Annotated in this window: 17 protein-coding genes and 1 tRNA gene; 3 read left to right on the forward strand and 15 right to left on the reverse strand. The window is 69.3% G+C overall.

All coding sequences use genetic code 11. The features are described from left to right. Positions 1-2: 2 nt before the first annotated feature. Positions 3-1,286: a CDP-glycerol glycerophosphotransferase family protein gene (locus MRBLMX7_RS03840; RefSeq protein WP_363366277.1), complete on the reverse strand. Its 1,284-nt coding sequence runs from the start codon at positions 1,284-1,286 to the stop codon at positions 3-5. Between the two features lie 153 nt (positions 1,287-1,439). On the opposite strand from MRBLMX7_RS03840, the gene MRBLMX7_RS03845 reads away from it, so the two are divergent. Then, complete coding sequence (locus tag MRBLMX7_RS03845) at positions 1,440-2,465, forward strand: glycosyltransferase family 2 protein (protein ID WP_363370795.1); 1,026 nt, start codon at positions 1,440-1,442, stop codon at positions 2,463-2,465. 24 nt (positions 2,466-2,489) lie between these two features. Here MRBLMX7_RS03845 and MRBLMX7_RS03850 read toward each other — a convergent pair whose 3' ends face one another. The 3 genes from MRBLMX7_RS03850 to MRBLMX7_RS03860 all read right to left on the reverse strand — a co-directional run bounded on the left by MRBLMX7_RS03850 (position 2,490) and on the right by MRBLMX7_RS03860 (position 6,916). Beyond that, the gene (locus MRBLMX7_RS03850; protein WP_363366278.1) at positions 2,490-3,926 is read right to left on the reverse strand and encodes a CDP-glycerol glycerophosphotransferase family protein; all 1,437 of its coding nucleotides are present in this window, start codon (positions 3,924-3,926) and stop codon (positions 2,490-2,492) included. After that, entirely contained in the window at positions 3,923-5,176 is a 1,254-nt protein-coding gene (locus tag MRBLMX7_RS03855) for a CDP-glycerol glycerophosphotransferase family protein (protein ID WP_363366279.1), read from the reverse strand. The genes MRBLMX7_RS03850 and MRBLMX7_RS03855 overlap by 4 nt, the downstream gene beginning before the upstream one ends. 66 nt (positions 5,177-5,242) lie before the next feature. Then, the gene (locus MRBLMX7_RS03860; protein ID WP_363366280.1) at positions 5,243-6,916 is read right to left on the reverse strand and encodes a S1C family serine protease; all 1,674 of its coding nucleotides are present in this window, start codon (positions 6,914-6,916) and stop codon (positions 5,243-5,245) included. Positions 6,917-7,016: 100 nt separating this feature from the next. Here MRBLMX7_RS03860 and MRBLMX7_RS03865 point away from each other — a divergent pair, with 100 nt between their 5' ends. Next, positions 7,017-8,216, forward strand: a complete 1,200-nt coding sequence (locus MRBLMX7_RS03865) for an aminotransferase class I/II-fold pyridoxal phosphate-dependent enzyme (RefSeq protein WP_363366281.1) — start codon at positions 7,017-7,019, stop codon at positions 8,214-8,216. A 16-nt stretch (positions 8,217-8,232) separates the two neighbouring features. Here the strand turns inward: MRBLMX7_RS03865 and MRBLMX7_RS03870 are convergent, their stop codons facing one another. Further along, on the reverse strand, positions 8,233-9,063 hold the full coding sequence (locus tag MRBLMX7_RS03870) for a carbon-nitrogen hydrolase family protein (protein ID WP_363366282.1): 831 nt from the start codon (positions 9,061-9,063) through the stop codon (positions 8,233-8,235). 93 nt (positions 9,064-9,156) lie between these two features. Here MRBLMX7_RS03870 and MRBLMX7_RS03875 point away from each other — a divergent pair. Then, positions 9,157-9,230 (forward strand) — tRNA-Met (locus MRBLMX7_RS03875). Positions 9,231-9,278: 48 nt separating this feature from the next. Here MRBLMX7_RS03875 and MRBLMX7_RS03880 read toward each other — a convergent pair. The 10 genes from MRBLMX7_RS03880 to MRBLMX7_RS03925 form a co-directional block, all read right to left on the reverse strand. Then, the gene (locus tag MRBLMX7_RS03880) at positions 9,279-10,040 is read right to left on the reverse strand and encodes a DUF6875 domain-containing protein (protein WP_363370798.1); all 762 of its coding nucleotides are present in this window, start codon (positions 10,038-10,040) and stop codon (positions 9,279-9,281) included. Positions 10,041-10,042: 2 nt separating this feature from the next. Beyond that, entirely contained in the window at positions 10,043-11,263 is a 1,221-nt protein-coding gene (locus MRBLMX7_RS03885; RefSeq protein WP_363370801.1) for an MFS transporter, read from the reverse strand. A 615-nt stretch (positions 11,264-11,878) separates the two neighbouring features. Then, entirely contained in the window at positions 11,879-12,988 is a 1,110-nt protein-coding gene (locus MRBLMX7_RS03890; RefSeq protein WP_363366283.1) for a hypothetical protein, read from the reverse strand. A 169-nt stretch (positions 12,989-13,157) separates the two neighbouring features. Beyond that, the gene (locus MRBLMX7_RS03895; protein WP_363366284.1) at positions 13,158-14,648 is read right to left on the reverse strand and encodes a purine-cytosine permease family protein; all 1,491 of its coding nucleotides are present in this window, start codon (positions 14,646-14,648) and stop codon (positions 13,158-13,160) included. Between the two features lie 49 nt (positions 14,649-14,697). Further along, a complete protein-coding gene (locus MRBLMX7_RS03900) occupies positions 14,698-15,519 on the reverse strand; it encodes a nitrilase-related carbon-nitrogen hydrolase (protein ID WP_363366285.1) in 822 nt (273 codons plus the stop codon). Between the two features lie 85 nt (positions 15,520-15,604). After that, entirely contained in the window at positions 15,605-16,828 is a 1,224-nt protein-coding gene (locus MRBLMX7_RS03905) for a Dyp-type peroxidase (protein ID WP_363366286.1), read from the reverse strand. Continuing rightward, a complete protein-coding gene (locus MRBLMX7_RS03910) occupies positions 16,828-17,376 on the reverse strand; it encodes a copper chaperone PCu(A)C (protein WP_363366287.1) in 549 nt (182 codons plus the stop codon). Before MRBLMX7_RS03910 ends, MRBLMX7_RS03905 begins: the two co-directional genes overlap by 1 nt. 11 nt (positions 17,377-17,387) lie before the next feature. Continuing rightward, positions 17,388-17,999 (reverse strand): copper resistance CopC family protein, encoded by a 612-nt coding sequence (locus MRBLMX7_RS03915; RefSeq protein WP_363366288.1) that lies wholly within the window; start codon positions 17,997-17,999, stop codon positions 17,388-17,390. Between the two features lie 119 nt (positions 18,000-18,118). Then, positions 18,119-18,724: a hypothetical protein gene (locus MRBLMX7_RS03920; protein WP_363366289.1), complete on the reverse strand. Its 606-nt coding sequence runs from the start codon at positions 18,722-18,724 to the stop codon at positions 18,119-18,121. A gap of 98 nt (positions 18,725-18,822) precedes the next feature. Next, complete coding sequence (locus MRBLMX7_RS03925) at positions 18,823-21,714, reverse strand: UPF0182 family protein (protein ID WP_363366290.1); 2,892 nt, start codon at positions 21,712-21,714, stop codon at positions 18,823-18,825. Positions 21,715-21,744 lie beyond the last annotated feature (30 nt).

Genomic DNA, 21,744 nt, shown 5'->3' on the forward strand with positions numbered 1-21,744 from the left:
GATCAGTCCTCCTCGTCGTCGACCTCGTCGTCGTCATCGTCCTCGTCTGGGCGGACCGCACCCACCTCACGAGCGCGCCATTCGTCCCATTCCGTCAGGAGACGCTCGATCGCGGCGTGGAACTTGGCCGTGGCGACGCCCTGAGCGGTGTCTCCGAAGTAGTGCTGCACCCACATGCGCAGGCGTGCCGTGGCCGCCTCGTCGGCACGCACGCGCTCGACTTCGGCGAGGATGTCCCCGGCGTTCCCGGCGGTGAGCCATTCGCAGTCCGAGAGGTAGCCGCTCGTGTCGACATCCGCCCGCTCGTCAGCGGGGCGCGTGACCATAAGGGGCTTGCCGACCGCCAGCCGGTCGTACACCATGGCGGAGATGTCGACCACGGCGGCGTCGGCTGCCGCGAGCTGCCAGCCGAGCTCCGGGCCGTCGTCGTACACGTGCTGCGCGGCGGGATCGGCGGTGTTCGCTGCGGCGATGGCGGCGAGGATCCTCTTGTGCGCGGCCCCGTACTCGGGATCGACCACCCCGCTGCGCGGGTGAGGCCGATAGAGGAGCCGATGCGCAGGTGACGCCAGCACCGCTGCGGCCAGCGCCTCCCCGTGGGTCGCGATGGATCCGTAGTGCGCGCTCGGACGGTCGCCCTCCCACGTCGGGGCATACAGCACGACGGTGCGCTCGTCGGGCTCGTACGGCAGAGCGCCCGAGTAATGATCGGCCTGCGGACGGCCGATCTCGATCGTGCGGGCGTCGATGTCGTAGTCCCAGAGCGTGCGCGCGAGACGGTCGCGTGCGGCCTGACCAGCGACCAGCGCGTAGTCGTAGGCCTTGTACTGGTTCGTGGTCATGTACATCTTGTCGGACTCGCCGTGGTTGATGAACACGTGCCAGCGGCGGCCGTATCTGAACATCTGGAAGTTGCGCGTGTTCTGGTTCACGTACAGCACGATGCGGATGTCCTGCGTCGCGATGAACCGCTCGAGATCGCGCACGGTCGGCACGAACGCCACCGGAGGGGCGTCCTCGTCGAGCAGCTTGTCCGCTCCGGTCGCCGATCGGGAGAGCACGACGACGGGCCACGTCTTCGCGAGTTCCGCCAGCGGCCGATACCACTGGCGCATCTGGTACATGTTCACCGCGCCGTCGGCGAAGTACACGGCCACCTTGTAGTGCTCGGGCGGGTGCGGCTCGCGATCGACCAGGCGGCGACGCACCCGCTGCACGGCGGTGCGCGAGATCAGCGCCCGCTTCAGCAGACGGTAGGCCTTCTTCGCATCGGACGCTGCACCCATCACTCCAGGATACCGAGTGACGTCGAAGCGCCCGGACGAGAGAGCGCCGCCGCACGGCGATGAGGAATCAGGGAACGTTCGCGCAGCCCGTGCCATGATCGTGGTGTGCCAGACGAAGACATCTCCGCGCCCGAGATCGGGGTGTCGTTCGTCATGCCCGTCCTGAACGAACAGGCCTACCTCGAGCACGCGGTGCGCTCCGTCCTCGCTCAGGAGCTCTCCGTACCCGCCGAGCTCGTCCTGGCTCTCGGCCCCTCGAGCGATGGCACCACCGAGCTCGCGCAGCGCCTCGCCGCGACCGACGACCGCATCCGTCTGGTCGACAATCCCCAGGCGCACATCCCCGTGGGACTCAACGCCGCGATCCGCGCGAGCCGCTACGCCACCATCATCCGGGTCGACGCGCACTCCGAGCTTTCCCCCGGCTACGCGGCACGGGCCCTCGCCACCCTCGAGCGCACCGGAGCGGCGAACGTCGGCGGGGTCATGCACGCCGACGGCCGCACCCCCTTCCAGCGCGCCGTCGCCCGTCTGTACAACTCCCCCGTCGGCCTCGGCGGCGGCGCGTACCACGGCGGCACACGGGAGGGAGAGGCCGAGTCCGCGTACCTGGGCGTCATGCGCCGCGAGGTGCTCGACGAGGTCGGGCTCTTCGACGAGACGATCCGCCGCGGTGAGGACTGGGAGCTCAACCTCCGCATCCGACGCGCGGGGCACCGTGTCTGGTTCGACCCCGCGCTGTCGGTCACGTACTGGCCGAGGGAGAGCTGGATCCGTCTCGCACGCCAGTTCCGCGCCACCGGCGCCTGGCGCGGCGAGCTCGTCCGCCGGTTCGGCCGTCGCAACGGCATCCGCTTCTTCGCCCCGCCCGCACTCGTCGTGCTCGTGGCCGCGGCGATCGTGCTCGGCGTCCTGCAGCTCGCCCGGGTGATCGGCGGCCCGGCCTCGATCGTGCTGTCGATCCTGCTGTATCTGCCGCTGATCGCCTACGTGCTGCTGGTGCTCGCGGTGGCCGGTCTGCCCGGCGGCGGAGGACCGTGTCAGCGACTGTGGACGGCGATCGTCATGCCCACCATGCACCTCTCCTGGGGGCTCGGATTCCTGGGCGGCGTGCTGCGCGGAGCGCGTGACACGGTGGACGCGTCCCGACTGGGCACGCGGAACACCCCGCTCCCCTGACCGGCCAGCGACTCCGGGCGGTCGTCAGCGCGCGACGAAACCCTGGTCTAGGATGCGCGCGACCACCCGCTCGGCAGCGTGCCCGTCGTCCCTCGCGTTGAACTGGGCGCGCCACGCGGCGTACTTCTCGGCGTAGCGGTCCGTGGCATCGTCGTCGGCGAGCGCGGCGACCAGCTCGTCCTGCGTGCGCACCAGCGGACCGGGTGCTCGCTCCGCGAGGTCGAAGTAGAAGCCGCGCAGCTGCCCGCGGTAGTGGTCCAGGTCAGGCACCAGGAAGTACATCGGCTTGCCGGTGACGCTGAAGTCGAACATCACGGAGGAGTAGTCCGTGATGAGCGCGTCGGCAGCGAGCAGCAGCTGGGCCGTCTCTGGATACCCCGTCACGTCGATCACCCGCGCGCCCGCCCGGTCGCGCCCCGTGTCGATCGTGCGCGAGTGCCCGCGCACCAGCACGACCGAATCGGTCTGTTGCGCGAGGTGCTCGGCATCCACGAAGTCCACCATCTCGGCGCGATCGTCGCGCCACGTCGGCGCGTACAGCAGCACGCGCTCGCCGTCGCGGATGCCGAGGGCGGTGCGGATCGCGGCGGCGTCCCCGGTCACGAGCGCGTCGTTGCGCGGGTACCCCTCCACCCAGATCGGCCGTCCGAAGAACGCGTAGGCCTTGCGGAGGATGCGCTCGGAGTAGGGGTTCTGCGCCAGCAGCACGTCCCACCGGCGCGACTCCTTGACGACCGCGGCCATGCGGCGGGGATCGAACCCGGGCCGGTGCAACGCCAGACGCTTGAGGGGTGTGCCGTGCCAGGTCTGCAGGACCTTCTGCCCCTCCTTGCGCGCGAACCGCCGGCGCAGCCAGTCGTTCACCACGAGCAGACGCGCCGCCGCCCGGGCACGCCACCACTCCGGGCTGCCCTCGACCACCGCGATCGCGCCCTCAGGGACCGCGACGGACAGGTCGACGACACTCCAGTACCGAGTGACCTCGGGCGCCTGCGCCGACAGCGCGCGGTCGATGGCCCGGGGGTTGCAGCCCACACTGCGTCCGTAGAAGCTCTCGAAGAACACCGCGTTCTCGGTGCCGCCGGTCTGCGCCACGTATCGCCCCTCGAGCGTCGACTGACCCTCCACGGTGTCGTACACGGGGTCGATCGGCGCCGCGATCCGGGCTCTGCCGTCCGCGACCGCGATGCGGACGCCGGTGAGGACGTGGGCGTCGACGACGACGTCGTCCAGGGATGCCTCGGGGATGCGGATCTCGTAGGAGCCGGCCGGGAGCGGAAGCTCGGGACCGCCCCAGCGTGCGGCGCGCAGCGGGAAGGTGGCCTTCCACGTCTTGCCGCCGCCGGTGATCCGGCCCTCCACCCGCGCCCGCGGACCGATCAGGTCCGCCGTGGCGGGACGCTGTCCGGTCCCCGCGATGATCAGCGTCTCTGCCGCCTCATCGATCCGGGCCGTTGTCATGCTGCTCCCTTCGGCGCGGGGATGCCCCGCGCTCGGATCGTGTCATATACGCGACGGGTGTTCCGACCGTCGCGGAACGCGTGCATCTCCGCGCTGAGCGTAGCGGACCGCTCCGACCTCGACGCGAACAGCGCCGTGTCGTCGAGCAGGGCGGAGAGCTGTGCGACGACGTCGCCCCAGTCGCGTGCGGCGTCGTCGCCCGCGACATCCTCGAACCGCCCGTAGAACCCGCGGGTGCGCGCGTACTCCTCCGCGTCAGGCGCGAGGTAGACCACCGGCATACCGAGCAGGCCCACGTCGTAGGCCAGAGAGGAGTAGTCCGTCACGAGCACGTCGACCGCGGGCAGCACAGGCGTCACGTCGGCGAGGAGCGCGGAGCCGAGCATCCGCACCCGACGGGTCGGCAGCGGTGGCACGTAGCCGCCCTCCCCCAGAGGGTGCGAGCGGACCAGCAGCACGGCGTCGCGCTCCTCGAGCATGCGCACGATGCGCACCCATTCCGGCGCGCTGGGGATGGCGGGATCGGCTGCGCCGTCGCGCCATGTCGGTGCGTACAGCACGATGAGCGCACCGTCCGGGAGACCGTCGAGCGTCTGCCGAAGGAGGGCGGATGCCGCGGCGCGGCGCTCGGACGGATCCCCCGTCGACAACACGTCGACGCGGGGCTCGCCGGTCACGACGACGCGGTCGTCGCCGAGGCCGAAGGCGGATTCGAGCCGTCCTCGCGAACGGTGGGAGGCGGCGGGCAGCACGCGGATGCGCTGCGCGGCACCGCGGTAGAGGATGCCCACGAGGCGACGCAGCAGCGCGGCACCGGGAACCGCAGGCACCTGCGTCGTCGCGGGCGAGTCGAGGCCGATGCGCTTGAGCGGGATGCCGTGCCACAGCTGCACCACGAAGGCGCCGGCGATCGCGTAGCGGTTCGCGTCTCCCAGACCGTGGGTCACGATCACCACGCCGGCGCGTGCGGTAGCCCACCACCCGCGGAGACCGCCCTTCGGAACGGTCCGGATGCCGAGGGCGGCCGCGTCGCGGTCCTCACGTTCCGACGAGGTGAGCCAGACGGTGTCGTGGCCCTGCGCCGACGCCAGACGCTGCAGCGCGAGAGCGCCGTCGCCGACGCCGGCGCCGCACCCGAACACCCAGTGGTCCCCGCGCGGAACGAGCGCGGCGCCGAGGCGTCCGATGACGTACAGAGGGATCCGGAGCAGCTTGGCCGCATTGCCGGAGCCGAAAGAGAAGGACGCCACCCCGCGAGCCTATCGCGCGGGCGGCGCCCTTCTCTGAACCGTCTTCTCGGGTCGGTCGGCCTGTCGTCAGCCGGCGAGTTCGCCGAGCGTCACGTCGACCTCGTACTCCTTGCCGCCGCGGATGTACGTGACCTTGGCGTCGCTCCCGGCCGCCGCGGCCCGCACCTGAGCGGTGAGGTCGTTCGCGCTCGTGATCGGCACGCCGTTGAACTTCGTGACGATGTCATCGGCCTTCAGGCCCGCTCCGGCTGCGGCTCCGCCGCTGGTCACCTCGGCGATGTAGGCGCCGGAGACCGAGGCGTTCTCGACGCTCGCGGCGTCGCGCACCGAGGCGCCCAACAGGCCGTGGGTCGCAGCGCCTTCGGCGATGATCTCCTCGGACACGCGCTTGGCGATGTCCGAGGGGATCGCGAACCCGATGCCGATCGAGCCGGATTCCTCGGAGCTGCCCGCCCCGGCGATCGCGACGTTGATGCCGATGAGCTCGCCCTTGCTGTTGACGAGGGCACCACCGGAGTTGCCGTGGTTGATGGCCGCGTCGGTCTGGATGACGGCGATCGAGATGCTGTCGGAGCTCTGCTGCTGACCGTTGCCGGGGAGGTCGAACTGGAACGGGCCCTGGCTGTCGTTCTCGTCCGGCGACTGCTGCTCCTGCGGCGCGTCCTCGGTGGACGAGTCGGGCAGGGCCGACGACTGGATCTGGATGCTGCGATTCAGCGCGCTGACGATGCCGGTGGTGACCGAGTTCGAGAGCCCCAGGGGCGCCCCGAGCGCCACCGCGGTGTCGCCGACGTTGAGCTTGGACGAGTCGGCGAAGTCGATCGGCGTGAGCCCCGAGGCATCCGTCAGCTTGATCACGGCGAGGTCGTAGATCGGGTCGGTGCCGACCACGGTGGCGGAGAAGATCCGCCCGTCCGAGGTGGTGACGCGGATGGTCGGGTCGGCGACCGCTCCCCCGAGCGTCACGACGTGCGTGTTGGTGAGCACGTAGCCGTCGTCGCTGATGATGACGCCCGAGCCGCTCCCCGCCTGGTCGGAGCCGGCGACCTCGATCGTGACGACCGAGGGCAGGGCGGCGGTCGCGACCGCGGTGGTCTCGTTGACGGAGCCGGGGTTGTTGACCGTGACGGTCTCGGGCCCCTGGGCGACGCCCGTGGAGTTCTGGTTCGAGATGCCGGTGAGGATGGCCCCGCCGCCGAAGCCCGCGACGCCGCCCACGAGGGCCGCCGCGACGACGATCGCCGCGAACTTCACGCCGGCGCGCGGCTTCTCCTTGGCCTTGACGGGGGCGCCGACCGGCTGACCCGGAAGGGTCGCGGTGTGGATGCCGAAGGCGGCGCCGGGCGCGGACGCGGTGGAAGCGCCCGGTGCGCCCTGCGGACCAGAACCTGCAACGCCGGGGACGACGAAGGGATGCCGGGGGGCGGTCGGCGCGTGCGGGCCGGCCTGCGGCAGCTGCGCTGCCGGGGCCTCGAACGCGGGAGCGCCACTGGCCGGGCTGTCCGTCGATGCGGGAGCCGCGGAGACCGGTGACTGCGGGGTCTGAGCGGTCGGTGCCGGGGCCTTCGCTGCCGGCGTCGACGTGAACGTCGAAGGCACCTCGTGCCCCTGACCGGGCGCGGCGCCGGCCTCAGCGGCGGCGGGGGTCGTCGAACGGTCGACGGTCTCTGCGGCCTCGGTGGACGGCACGGCGTCGTTCGACGCGGGTGCCGAGTGGTCCTGGGTGCTGTCTTCGTTCATGGTGTGTGCTCCTTCAACAACGCCCTCTCAGAGTGCGCCCCGTATCTGTGCGTTTCGTATGTCGAGGATGAGTTTCGGCTATGGCCTTAGCCTGTTCTTCATGAGTGTCATCCCCGGCGCATGGCGGCGCACGGCAGCGGGAGCCGGACTCCTCGCCCCTGACGGGACCGTCGCGCCCACCATCTTCGCAGAGATGTCCGCTGCGGCGGCCCGAACCGGCGCGATCAATCTCGGCCAGGGGTTCCCGGACGAGGACGGCCCCGCCGAGGTCCTGGAGGCGGCCCGATCCGCGATCGCGCACGGCGCGAACCAGTACCCGCCCGGTCGAGGCATCCCCGACCTTCTGGCGGCGATCAGCGAGCACCAGCGCCGGTTCTACGGCCTCGAGGTCGACCCCGCCAGCGAGGTCGTCGTGACCGCGGGCGCGACCGAGGCCCTGACGGCGACGTTGCTGGCGCTGATCGACGGACCGGACGATGAGGTCGTCGTGTTCGAGCCGTACTACGACTCCTACGCCGCGGCCGTGGCCCTCGCGGGCGCCCGCCTGCGCACGGTGCCGCTGCGCGCGCCGGACTTCCAGCCCGATCTGGATGCTCTCGCGGACGCCGTCACCGACCGCACGCGGATCATCCTCGTGAACGATCCGCACAACCCGACGGGCACGGTGTTCGATCGCTCCGTGCTCGAGGAGGTCGTGCGTCTCGCTGAGCGTCATGACGCGGTCATCGTGACCGACGAGGTGTACGAGCATCTGTCGTTCCATGCGCCGCACACGCCGATCGCGACCCTGCCCGGCGCCGCCGGGCGCACTCTCACGATCTCCTCCGCCGGCAAGACGTTCTCTACGACCGGCTGGAAGATCGGCTGGGTGCACGGTCCCGCGGAGCTCATCACGGCGGTGCTCACGGTGAAGCAGTATCTGACCTACGTGAACGGATCGCCGTTCCAGCCTGCGGTCGCGGTCGGACTGCGACTGGGGGACGACTACTTCGCCGGAGCCTCCGCCGCGCTGGCGCACAAGCACGTGATCCTCGGGGACGGACTGCGGGCGGCCGGGTTCTCGGTCTTCGCGCCGCAGGGCGGATACTTCACGGTCGCCGACGCGACCGCACTCGGAGGAACGGATGCCGCGGACTTCTGCCGGGCGCTCCCGGAGCGCGCCGGCGTCGTGGCGATCCCGCTCACGGCGTTCGTCTCGACGGGGAACCACGCGGAGTACGCGGGGCTCGTGCGATTCGCGGCCTGCAAGCGGGTCGAGGTGCTCGAGGAGGCCGCCGCCCGTCTCGCCGCGGGCTTCTGACCTCCGCGCCGCGCGCTCAGCGCGGGACGACCCGGTAGCGACGCACGCGGAGCGATGGGTTCGTGGCGCGCACGCGTTCGATCGTCGCCCTCTCGACCGCGCCCACGGCGATGCCTTCCGCGACGCTGACTCCCGCCAGGACGACCCCCTGCGGATCGACGATCTGCGAGTGGCCGACGCCGATCGGTGTCGGGTGATCGGCGGCGATGACGTAGGCGGTGTTCTCGATGGCCCGCGCCGCGAGCAGCGTCGTCCAGTGATGCTCCTTGAGCGGGCCGCGCACCCACTCGGCCGGCACGACGAGAGCGTCGGCTCCGGCATCCACGAGCGTGCGGGCGACCTCCGGGAAGCGCAGGTCGTAGCAGGTCATCAGCCCGAAGCGGATGCCGGCGACCTCGAACGTCGAGGCGTCGCCCAGCTCCCCCGCCTGGACCCAATCGGACTCAGTCTGACCGAACGCGTCGTACAGGTGCTGCTTGCGATACGTCGCGAGGATGCCGTCGCCGCGCACCGCGACGAGCGTGTTGCGCACATGATCCGCATCCGACGCCTGCTCGGCGAGACCTGCGACGATGACGAGGCCGTGCTCTGCGGCGAGCGCCGTCAGCGTCGTGACGAACTCGCCGTCGAGTGTCTCCGCGTTCGCCGGGAGGCTCTCGTCCATGGGGTCCACGAAGTAGCTGGAGTACTCGGGGAAGACGACGAGCCGCGCGCCCCTCGACGCGGCCTCGGCGGTGAGGATGGCGATGCGCTGGAGATTGTCCCTGCGCGATGACGTCGGCGCGAACTGGCAGACGGCGACGGCAACGGCGGCCGCGGTCTCGGTGGGTGTCTCAACGGAGGTCATCCCCTCATCCTCCCCCACGACACGCCCGTCGGGGCGCGCATCCCGGCCCCGATTCGCGCACGTCCGATAACCGTGATAAGTTATTCCTTGTGCCGCGGGGTGGAGCAGTTCGGTAGCTCGCCGGGCTCATAACCCGGAGGTCGCAGGTTCAAATCCTGTCCCCGCAACAGATGAAGAGGCCCGATCCGCAAGGATCGGGCCTCTTTCGCTCCTCACTACCGGCGTCGGGCTCGTAGTCGACGACTCTTGACTGCTATCCATCGCGGAACCGCTCGGGCGACGACCGCGGCGCCGAGCGACACGGCGACGGCCCTGACCCTCTCGCCGCGCCTGATCATGTGCTCGCACTCCTGAAGCTGTGTGCGGGCGGATTCGATGCCCTCGCGCTCCCAGCCGTACTTCGCGTTCTCGTATTGCTCGATGTATCGACGGAGAAACTCGGCACGACGTCGTGCGCTGAATCGCGGCTCGTTCAAGAACAGAAGGTCGAACGGCACCATGTCCCGATAGACGACAGTGGGGACGGGCGTGCGCAACGGGAAATAGTTGTCTCCATGCACGCTCTCGGCATTATTGCCCGCGAACAGAGCCCCGACCATCAGGCCCTCCCGGATGGCGGCGACCTTGGCCCTGCGCTGCACTTCGCTGACGAACTCGGACGGGGAAGATGTCGGATAGAGGATGACGAGAGCAGAATATCGAAACTTGCCCTTTTCGCCTGCCCAGACCGTCCGAGCGATGTCCATGGTTCGGCGTGACTCGACGCGCGAGCCTCGCGCGATATCGCCCACGGCGAAGAAGACCTGATGCGCTCTCAATGCCGACGGCATGAACGGGCACACGGGACCTGCGCGCAGCGGGTGACGCGAGACGAGGAACTCTTCCAGGTAGGGCCGCACCAAGGCGATGGACTCACGGAGCCACGGATAGTCATCATGTGGTGCTGAGGCCTCATCGAACATATCCCAGGGCTGCATGCTCACGGCTCGTCTCCTCTCACCGGAGATGGAGCGCGTCGCAGAACGCGTATGGCTGCGATGCCGACCAGGACCGAACCCAGGGCGATCCAGAGCGGGATCGTCTCCTTGCCTCCGATCGCGATGACGCTGAGCAGCAGCGGCGCTGCAGCGCGCCCGGACTGGAAGGCGAATGAGTTCAACGCCATGTACCTTCCAACCTGCGACTCTGCAGCCGCTCCGAGGACGACAGCGGGCACGACGGCGATGATGAGAGCCTCACCCGCGCTCTGCAGCGCGGCGAAGCCGAGGAGTAATCCTGCGCCTCCCCAGGTCGCCGCCCACAGCAGCACCCACGACGCTGCGACTGTGCCCGCTGCGACAGTCACGTACAGGCGATTGAGCCGTGCTCTCAAGAGCGGGGCTGCAAGGATCTGAGTGAGTGCAGCGGCGATAGAACCCACCGTGAATCCGAATCCGACCCACGGTTGAAGGCTCGAGCCAGCGGCGAACGCGGGGTATGCGTACTCGCTCTGATTCATGATCACGAGTGAGATGAAGAACGTGAGCACCACGAGCCGAAGAAAGTGAGGATCACGAAGCGGGATGCTTATGGAAGCGACGTAGTGACACACGCTGGCCCGACGATCGTCGGGTGTCATTGACCGCTGTCCCGATCGCGTGAGAATGGCGAACAACGCTCCGGATGCGACATAGGTGACGGTGTTCACCCCGAACATCGCTGCCGCGAAGCTCACTCCGTGCTCCACGACGGCCAGCGAGGAACCGGCAGCGCCCAGGGCGAAGAGCGCATTCGACCATCCTGCCTGCGCACTGAAGAATCGCGATCGGCGATCCGGCTCGACCAGCACGCCGACCGCGGCCTGAAGCGCTGTTCCGGTCATCGACATGCCGCACTCGAGTGCGACAACACCACTGAGCGCCATCCACACACTGGAAGAACTGCTGAGAGCCAGCGCTCCGCATCCGAGCGCGCTCAACGAGGACGCCAGCGCAGCGAACCGCAACGGCCCGACGCGGTCGATGGCGGGGCCGATAAACGCGATCCCGATGAGTCCGACAATGGCCGGTAGAGCGAGACTCACGGCGGCCATATGCAAGGGAATGTCGATCGACTCCACCAGGTAAATGAGGAGGTACGGGAACGTCAGCCCGGTTCCGAAAGCCGAAAGAGCGGACCCACCGAAGAGGGTCCGCTCTGCTCGCGATGGTGCCGTCACCACTTCCAACCGATGGTGGGCTTTCGCCCGATGACGGTGTTGAGGACCTTGCGCACCCGTCCTGCGAGGCTCAGTCGCTCCTCAGGGGCGCGCTCGAAGTAAGACATACTGCTCCATTCGCCCGTATCGCATCGACTCGACCACAATGGTGATCATTCAGCACGTTAGGTGGCGGGAGCAGCCCACGCGACGATAACGCGGGCAGCGTTCCGGTATCCCAGAACTCGCTCTCGAGCGTGCCTCAGCCCCGGTCCGCGCCGAAGCTCACCGAGTCGATGCCCGCGGCATCCGCCTCCTCGCGAGCGAGGCGGTTCTCGGCATCCAGATCGAGGCCGCGCGAGGACGACATAGACGATCGCGGAGGCGATGAGCCCGATGAGCAAGGCGATGTCGATCGCGCCGATGACAGTCGCCACCGGACCGGTGAACCAGGCCGTGACGACGAACGGGATCAGCCCCACCCTCCCGACGACGTACGCGGTGATGCCCGCCAGCCCCAGTCGCCGTGGATGCCGTGTGGTCGGACATCTCCGCGATCGCATAGCGCCCGTGACCATCCAGCGGCTGATCGACAACTTCCCCCGCCGTGATGCTCGCTGCCGTCGACATTCGCTTCCCTCACGCCGTCGGCGGACTCACCGGCAGCGGATCGCCGTCCCCCGGAGGGCGCTCGACCATCTGCGCGGCCTCCTCCTTCGTCAGATAGTTGGGGTACAGCGCTCGGGAGAACCGTCCCCGCGGGTCCTCCTCGTCACGCGGCAGATCGATGCGGCTGCGCTCGACCGCCGCCATCAGGAGTGCGGTCTCATCCTCGGTCAGCGCCAGGTGCCCCCGGTCTCTCAGCTCCACCACGGCTCGCGCTCTGTCCCGCGCGCTGAAGACGATCGCGAGACTCCGCGCTGTAGCGTCCGGCTCCCATCGTGACACCATCACCATGGCGCTGACGACGTCCGCGGCCGGGAGCTCCTTCTCCCTGACGAGAAAGCGTGTCGCGTCGCGCGAGAGGCTCGGCGCGCGCGACCGCCGACGCAGTACGATGACGGCGATCAGGACCGCCGCGAGGACTCCGACTGCGGCCAGCGCCCAGGTCCACGCCCCGAGACGCAGCGACAGCAGGGGGAAGAGCCCACCGACAGCACCGATGACGAGGAACGGCTGCCCCGTGAAGACGAGACCGGCCCACCAGGAGAACAATCCGCGGGGACGAGCCGGACCGAGGCGTATCCACTCCTCGCCCTCGTCGGTCGATCCCGTCGGACGTTCGGAGGATTGCACCGCCTCCGGCGTTCGGCGCAACCCCAGAACGATCGACACCACCCCGGCGACCGCGAGGAGCACGACGAGGACCCATCCTTGGCCGACATCGTCGGGCTCGCCCGGCTCTCCCCCGATCGCGGTGGCGACCCCCACGGCCAGCGCCATCGCGACCAGGAACACACCGTAGACGAGCAAGACCCGCCGAGTACGTCGCACGCTCCATGCTCTTGCGGGCGTGTCCGGAGGCCACGTCGCATCGGACCAGCTCTTCCTCCGAGCGAGGACGAGACCCGCCGCGGCCCCGACGCAGCCGAACGACAGCACGATCGCCGCGAAGACGCCCACTCTCGGGTCGGCGATGAAGTAGATCGACGCGACCGCCACTGCTGCGCTGAGCGCGGCGAGTGCGATTCCCGCTATCAGCGGACTCAACGCCTTCCGATCGGTCGAGCTCTCGACGTGGTGATCCATCCCCGTGCCCCCAGACGTTCGGTCGACGACAGGTGGTCACCCCCACGACCATGCCGTATCTGCGAACCTACCGTGCGCCACCCTTCGACGACAGGGCTGATGCCCGCGGAACGCGGGCTCAGGACTCGTGCGGGCGGTAGGGCTCGGGTCGCCGGCGCGCAGCTCCGCCCTAACGCGCACCGAAGCTCACGGAGCGGACCCCCATAGCCGCAGCCTCCTCGCGCGCGAGATCGCGCTCGGCATCGAGATCGAGTCCGCGGGCCAGGATGACATACGCGACCGCCGAGGCCACGAGTCCCACGAACAGCGCGATGTCGATGCCGCCCATCGCCTGAGCGATCGGACCCGTGAACCAGGTCGTCACGACGAACGGGATCATGGCGACGATGCCGACGACGTAGGCCGTGATACCCCGCCAGCCCCACGCCCCGTAGAGGCCGTGCGGGCGGAACATCTCCGCGACCGCGTACCGCCCGTGGCGCACGAGGTAGTAGTCGACGAGGTTCACCGAGGTCCAGGGCACCAGCACGTACAGCAGCACGACCAGGAAGCTGCCGAACGAATCGAGGAACGCGCCCGTCGAGAACGCTGCTCCGAGCAGTCCCGCGACGCCCACCAGCGCACAGGCGACGACGCGCGTCGTCCGCGTCGGCCGCACGGGGCGGAACGAGTCCGCGACCGTGATGAGCTCAATGCTGGCGGCGTAGATGTTGATCGTGATGACCGTGATGAGCGCCGGCAGCGCCGACCACAGCAGCACCACGCCGAGACCCGGGACGATCGCGTCGGCGGCTGCCGCGATCGCCTCCACCGGATCGGACTCGGTGAACAGCGAGGCGACGAACGCGCCGAGGATCATCAGCCAGCCGGCGCCGACGATCACGCCGGACGCGGTGTGGAACAGCGCCTTCCGAGGGCTCGTCTGCGGCGGGAGGTAGCGCGAGTAGTCCGATACGTACGGCGCCCAGCCGAGGGCGTAGGCGGCCGCGGCGGCGAACTGCACCAGGAACGCCGGCCAGTTCACCTCCCCCAGCGAGAAGTCGATCGGAGCCAGAGGGAGCGCGAAGAGCGCGACGATGGTGAAGACCCCGAACGTCGCGAGGAACAGCCAGGTCAGCCACTTCTGCACCCGGTGGATCCAGTGATAGCCGACGATGGCGAGCGTCAGCGCGAGCGCCGTGATGAGCACGTACCACCATGCCCCCGCATCCACTCCGGTCGTCGTGGTGAGCACCTGACCGGCGAGCAGCTGGTTGAAGATGTTGAAGCCGACGATGCTCGCGACGACGACCAGGCACACGATCGCAACGCCCCGGTAGCCGAACTGCGCGCGGGACTGGATCATCTGCGGGAGGCCGAGCTGAGGTCCCTGGGCGGAGTGGAAGGCGGTGAACACCGTGCCGACGCAGACGCCCAGCACGATCGCGAGGACCGACACCAAGAAGTTCGCCCCCATCGCCACGCCGACCATGCCGGTCGCGAGAGTCGTGAGATTCGCGTTCGACATGAACCAGAGGGAGAACAGGCTGGACGGAGTGCCGGTGCGCTCGGTCAGCGGTATCCAGTCGATGGACTTGACCTCGATGCCGTTGGTCGCGGGGACGGCGACCGGGGTCTGCACGATCCCGGGTTCGGGGACGCTGCTGCGGGGGTCGTTCATGAGGACGGTCCTCTCGGGTGAGGGTGGGGGATGTCGGGGCGGAAAGCGCTCAGGACTCGTGCGGACGGTAGAGCTCGGGCCTCCGGTCAGCGAACAGGTCGTTGTGCGGTCCGAGGGCCTTGTCCGCGGAGAGTTCCAGGGATGCCGCGGCGACGCCGTCGCTCTCCTCCGCGACCACCCAGCCGGAGCCGTCGATCACGGCCGTGCCTCCCGTCCACTCGACGCCGCGCTCGGAGCCGCGGCGGTCGGCGATCACGGTGGGAAGCCGCGAGGAGCGCGCCGAGGCCATGGCCTGGATGGTCTCGGGAGCGCGCTCGCCATCGGGACGCGGCACGAGGGGCCAGTTCACGGGCAGCGCGAGGAGGTCGGCCCCGGCCAGCGCGAGCGCGCGCGGGACTTCCGGGAACTCGTTGTCGTAGCAGATCGCGACACCGAGACGTCCGACGGCGGTGTCGACGAGCATCCCGGCATCCGTCCCGGGTGCGAACACCCGCTTCTCCTCAGCCCATAGGTGCGACTTGCGGTAGACCGCGAGGATGCCGTCGGCGGAGAGGACCGCGGCGGAGTTGTAGAGGTCGTCACCGTCGCTCTCCGCGAAGCCGACGACCGCGATCGTGCGGGAGCCCAGACGACGCCCGAGACCGGTCAGCCGTTGGTCGTCGCGCGTGAGCGCCAGCGCCTGCGCCTCCGCCCGATCCCGGAACACGTACCCGCTCGTGGCGAGCTCCGGCAGGACGACCAGTCGGACGCGATCGTCGCCGAAGCCGTCGAGGGCCGCGGCGAGACGTCGGAGATTGCCGTCGAGGTCGCCGACCTCGACGGCCGGGCTGACGGCGACCGCTTCGAGGGCACGCACAGACGGATCGACCATGCAGCAACAGTAGGCCCGCGCACGGCATCGTCCCATCCCGCGGATCCTGTGGGTGCCATCGGATGAGCCGATGGCACCCACGCGGTCAGGCGAACAGCGTCTCGCCGACGAACCCGCCCTCACGGCATCCCGGCGGGATCGCGAACACCGCGGAGCCGATCGGGACCGTCCATTCGTTCAACAGGTCGAGCTCGTCGAGACGACGCTGCATCGGGGTGAACTGCCGGTCGATGTCGGCTTGGAACGACACGAAGATCAGCCCGGACTCCGACACCTCCACCCCGACCGGACGTTGGTCGTAGTTGTAGGCACGCCGGAAGATGCGCTCCGCTCCGTCGCCCCGCGCGCGGCGGATGTGCGCGAACTGCGGGATGACCGGGAACCCGATCGCGGTCGTCGCCTCGAAGTCCGGTTCATCGAGCTCCTCGGTGCCGGTCAGGGGCGCGCCGTTCGCCAGGGTCCGCCCCACCGAGGCGTCGCGACCGCTGCGATCCAGCCGGTCCCATTTGTCGAGGTCCATCCGGATCCGACGCACGACCATGCCCGTCCCTCCCGCCAGCCAGGCGTCCTCGGCCCACACGACCCGGTCGAAGTCCGCGGTCCCCGGCTCGGGGTTCGTGGTGCCGTCGACCTGGCCGAACAGGTTGCGCATCGTGGTGCCGGGGCGCTCCGTGCCGTATGCGCGACGGAACCCCTGCTGCGTCCACCGCAGATCCGCGAAACCGCGAGCGTCCTTCAGCAGCATGCGCGTCGCGTGCGCGACCGTGAGCGGATCGTCGCCGGCGATCTGCAGCAGGAGGTCTCCGTCGGAGAACTCGGGTCGCAGCCGGTCGACGCGGAACGGAGGCAGCGGCGCGAGCCACGCGGGCGCGGCTCCGCCGGCGCGAGCGACGAGTCCGGGGCCGAACCCGAACGTGACCGTGAGGTTCGCGGGAGACAGCGCCAGCTCGGGCTCGGAGTCCGCGAGCGCCGGACGCCCCTGCGTGAGTCGGGCGGCATCGTCCGTGAGGATGCGCAGCAGACGGATGAGGCCTTCGCGGTCGATGTCGGCGTGCAGATCGAGGGCGGCGAAGACACCGTGCGCCTGCGCGGCCGTGTCGATCCCGGCCTGATGCACGCCGTGGAACGGCACGGTCCCCTCGCCGTTCATGGGGGCCGCGGGAGCAGGTGCGGTGTCCGGACGATTCAAGACGAGGTCGGCGCCGACCGCCGCGACCGCGCCGACGCCGGCGACAGCCCCTCCGAGGAGGAACTGCCGCCGGGTCGACCCGGCGCGACGGGTGCGGGCGCCCTCAGTGGGCGCGGGCATCAGTGATCCATGCCCTCGTGCTCGTCGCCCGACTCGTAGTTCTCGTTCGCACCGGAGTAGTCCTTGACCGGGGCGGTGAACTCATAGGTCGAGTCGTCCGAGAACGTGAGCGTGAAGGTCGCCTCGTCGCCCGCGCGCAGTGGGCCCGCGAGATCCATGAGCATGATGTGGTTCGCACCGGGCTCGAGGGCGAGCGTCCCGCCGGCGGGGATCACGAAGCCCCCGTCGATCTCGCGCATGACCATCTCCCCCGACTCGTTCTCGACGGTCTCGTGGAGCTCGATCATGCTCGAGGCCTCAGACGCCACGGAGACGACCGTGACGTCCGCGTCGCCGCCGTTGGAGAGTGTGCCGAACGCCGCCGACATGCCCTCTTCCGCCGACTTGACCCAGGCGTCGTCGATCGTGACGACCTCGCCGGCGACGACCGGCTCGGACTCGGCTGGTGCGGACTCGGCCGCACATCCCGTCAGCGCGAGGAGGGAGACCGCGACGACGCCGAACAGGCGCGAGGCGGGCAGGGTGCGGGTGGTGGTACGGGTGTTCATGATGATGCCTTTCACAGATCATCGGCCGCCGCGCCGGACTCCGGCGAGGCGGCTGCCGTCCGAGGACGGCGGAGGAATCGATACAGGACGAAGACGGCTGCGGCGACTGCCGCTCCGCCTCCCGCGACGAGGAGGATCCGGACGACCCCGCTCGTCTCTTGTGCGACCTGATCCGAGTTCGCGGCGTCGGGCGTCTCCCCTGCCGAGGACGGTGTTCCCGCGATCGTGAACGGCGTGGCGTCCCCGATCGTGAACGGGATGACCCCCGAGATCGGGTGTCCGTCCTCCGAGACGACCTGCCAGCGCACCTGGTAGCCCGCGACCGGCATGTCGGGACGCAGCTCGGCGGTGACCGTGCTGCCCGAGACCGTGACGCTGCCGGCAGACCAGTCGACGCCGGACTCGTCGACCACCAGCACGACAGCGCCCGCGGCCGAGTCGTCGAGCACCAGCAGCTCGCCCGAGAACGTCATCGTGACGCTCGTGGGAGCCGCCGCCAACTGTTCTCCGTCACTCGGAGTGCTGGACACCAGCTGATCGTGGGCGGAAGCGGGGGCCGCGATCGCGAAGACCGCGATGGCCGCCACGATCACCCCCGCCGCACCTCTGCGGAAAGGAGACATGGGGAAGGACCTCTCGACGGACGTCGACGCACGACGTCGTGACTGCGTTCGGATGTCGAGCGCAGTGCGCGCGCGACGACGGCGCCGTCATGACCAGGACAGTCGGCGGCGCGAAGGGATCAGATCGCAGAAGAGAGAGGCGGCGCGCGGCCGCGGAGCGTCGCGAGGAGCGCGGAGGCCGCGGACAGCACCGGGGCCAGCACGACCCGGAGGCTGCGGATGCGCGGGACGGAGGGGCGCATGAGCGCGGCGTCGACGCGACGACGCACCCAGCGGACCGCCTGCGCGGCGAGGGCGCACAGTGCCATCACGAGCCGCTCGCCGCGATGCAGCGCGGCGATCGTCACGAGAGCGGCGAGCAGATGCCCTGCCCACATCCCGCCGTCGGCGGCCACCGCCTCGGAGACTCCAGCGCCCCGAGGCAGAACCAGTGGACCTCCGTGCACGTGCGGAGCCGAGACGCCCGACGGCGTGATCGTGCCGAGGACGAAGAGCACGTGGAACAGGAGTTGGCTCAGGCCGACCGACAGCGACAGCCGGATCAGCGACAGTCGTCGACCGGCGAGCAGCACGCACACCATGAGCGAGAGCACCCAGGGCACGACGACACCGAGCGGGCCGGGCATGTCGCCGCCGCCGGTCATGTGACCCGCCAGCGCGACGAAGATCGCGACCGAGGAAGCAGCGATGCCGCGGACGACGGCAGGCTTCCGGGTGGAGGTCACCGTCTCAGTCTGCCATGCCTCGTGCACCGACGCTGACGCGTCCGCATACGACGAGAGGACGCCCCCGAGGGACGTCCTCTCGTGCGTGAGGCGCGGATCTACTCGCCGGAGCCCTCGAGTTCCAGCAGGATGTTCACGGCATCGGTGAGGCGCTTGTCGGCCTCGGCGAACGCCGTGAGATCGCCGGACTTGAGTGCCGCGTCGCGGTCGAGCAGCGCCTGCTGCGCGTCCGCCAGCGCGTCCGCCTGGGCGTCGGTCGGAGTGGTCGGCTCCGTGGGCACCTCGCCCGTGTCGGGATCCGGCGTCGGCTCCACCTGGTCGTCGCCACCGGTCGCACCGGAGTCGCCGCCGAACAGCGTGTCGAGCGCCGCGGTCAGGGTGTCCTCGAACGCGACCTTGTCGCCGAAGGCGACCAGCACCTTCTGCAGTCGCGGCAGCTTCGTGCCCTCGGACGACTGGACGTACACCGGCTGCACGTACAGCAGACCGCCGCCGACCGGGAGCGTCAGCAGGTTCCCGTACAGGACCTCCGACTCACCCTGCTGCAGCAGGTTGAGCTGCGGCACGACCGAGGTGTCGGAGTTGTAGGTGTTCTGCACCTGTCCGGGGCCGGGGACCGTCGTGTCGGTATCGATTTCGAGCATCCGGAGCTGTCCGTAGCCCTCGGACTTCTTGCCCGCCTCCGATCCGGCATCCGAGTCGACCGCCAGGTACCCCATGAGCACGTCGCGGTTGCCACCGCTCCCTGAGGCGCTCGGGATGAACGTCGAGAACATCGAGAAGCGCGGGGAGTCCTGACCGGGCATCTGCATTGTCAGGTAGTACGGCGGCTGGAGCACCGCGTCGCTGCGCGGGTCGTTCGGCGTCTGCCACCGGTTGTCCTGCTGCGCGAAGGAGCCCGCGGTGTTGATGTGGTAGATCCCGAGGATGTCCCGCTGCACCTTGAACAGGTCGGTCGGGTACCGCACGTGGCTCATGAGATCGCCGGACATCTCGCTGACCGGCTTGAGCGTCGACGGGTAGATCTTCTGCCACGTCTGCAGCACGGGGTCCTCGTCGTCCCACGCGTACAGCGTCACGCTGCCGTCGTAGGCGTCGACCGTGGCCTTGACCGAGTTGCGGATGTAGTTGATCTCGTCGATCGCGAGCGTCGGCGACGGGACGTTCGAGTCCGCGATCGCGTCGGACAGGCTCACGGTCGTCGAGTACGGGTAGGAGGAGCTCGTGGTGTAGCCGTCGATGATCCAGACGATCCGACCGTCGACCACGCTCGGGTAGGGGTCGCTGTCGAGCTCGAGGTATGGCGCGACCTTCTGCACGCGCGTCTTCGGGTCGCGGTCGTACAGGATCTGCGAGTCCGGGTTCACGAGGTTCGAGAACAGGATCTGCTCGGACTGGAACTTGAGGGCGTAGAGCAGCTTCGTGAACGTGTTGCCGATCTTCGGCCCGCCGTCGCCCTCGAAGGTGGTCTTGGTCTCGCTCGAGCCGTCCTTGCCGCGCGGGTAGTCGATCTCGACCGGGTCGCTGCCCTCCGGGGCGCCGACGATCGAGTACTCCGGCGAGTTCTCGCCGAAGTAGACGCGGGGCTCGAAGTTCTCCTGGTCTGTGAGGAACCCGGAGGACGGGATGCCGCGCTCGAGGAACACGGGCTCGCCGTCGCTCGTGCGCTGGTTGCCGGCGGCGGCGACCAGGCCGTAGCCGTGCGTGTACACCGCGGCGCGGTTGTTCCAGTTGGTGACGTCGACGCCGTTCATGTCGAGGTCGCGCACCGACACCACCGTGTCCTGCATCGCGCCGTCGATCTCGTAGCGGTCGACGTCCATGTTCTCCTGGAACTGGTAGTAGCCGCGGTACTGCTCGAGCTGGCGGACCGTCGGGCTGATGACGGCCGGGTCGACGATGCGGATGGATGCCGTGGTCTCGGCGTCGGCACGGAGCTGGCCGGCCTCGGCGTCGGTCTCGGCCTCGAACGGCGTGGTCTCGAGGTCGGCGACCCCGTACGCCTCCTTGGTCCCGTCGATGTTCTTCTGGTAGTACTCCGCCTGGTACGCGTTCTGGTTCGGTCGCACCTGGAAGGTCGTGACCGCCCACGGGTACCCGACTCCCACCACGAGCGAGGCGATGATGAGCAGGGCGGTCGCGGCGAGCGGGAAGCGCCAGCGGCCGATGACCGCCGTGACGAAGAAGAGGACGGCGACGATCGCGGCGATGATCGCGAGGATCGCGAGTCCGGGGATCGTGGCGTTCACGCCCGTGTAGGCGGGGCCGACGATGCGGTCGTCCGGAGAGACGAGCGTCTTGAAGCGGTCGAGCCAGAGGCTGGCGGCCTGGACGAGCAGGTAGAGACCGGCGATCACGGCGAGCTGGATGCGCGCGGGCTTCGAGATGCGCAGCTCGCCCTGGCCGATGCGCACCGAACCGTACAGGTACGACACCAGCGCCGTGACGATCAGCGTGAGCAGGAGGACCGCGGAGACGAACGCGAGGAGGATCGAGTAGAACGGCATCGCGAACATGTAGAAGCCGGTGTCGATGCCGAACTGCGGGTCGACCGTGTCGGTCGCGACGCCGTTGAGCCACATCCAGGCCGTCTTCCACTGGCTCGCGGCGGAGAATCCGGCGAAGAGCCCGAAGAAGATCGGCATGCCCCACATCGCGAGACGGCGCAGCGGCTCGATGACCTCCTGGTACCGATCCAGCTGCGAGCTCAGTCGCACGTAGACCGGGCGCAGGCGGTACGCGAGCTGGATCGCCACGAACAGCGGCACCGCCATGCCGAGGAACCCGACCACGAACATGATCACGGTCGCGATCCACTGCGTCGTGAGGACCCCGGCGAAGTCCAGCTGGTCGAACCAGAGGTACTCCGTGTAGAGCGAGGCGAAGACGAAGAAGGCCGCGATGAGCGCGGCGATGATCGCCAGCGAGATGCCGAAGATTCTTCGCGAGGTTCGAGGAGTGGCCGGGTTCGGTGCGGAAGTCGAGGTCACCCCTCCATCCTAGGCACGCCTCACTGTGCT

Source organism: Microbacterium sp. LMX7-1.2 (assembly GCF_040675935.1).
Classification (GTDB): domain Bacteria; phylum Actinomycetota; class Actinomycetes; order Actinomycetales; family Microbacteriaceae; genus Microbacterium.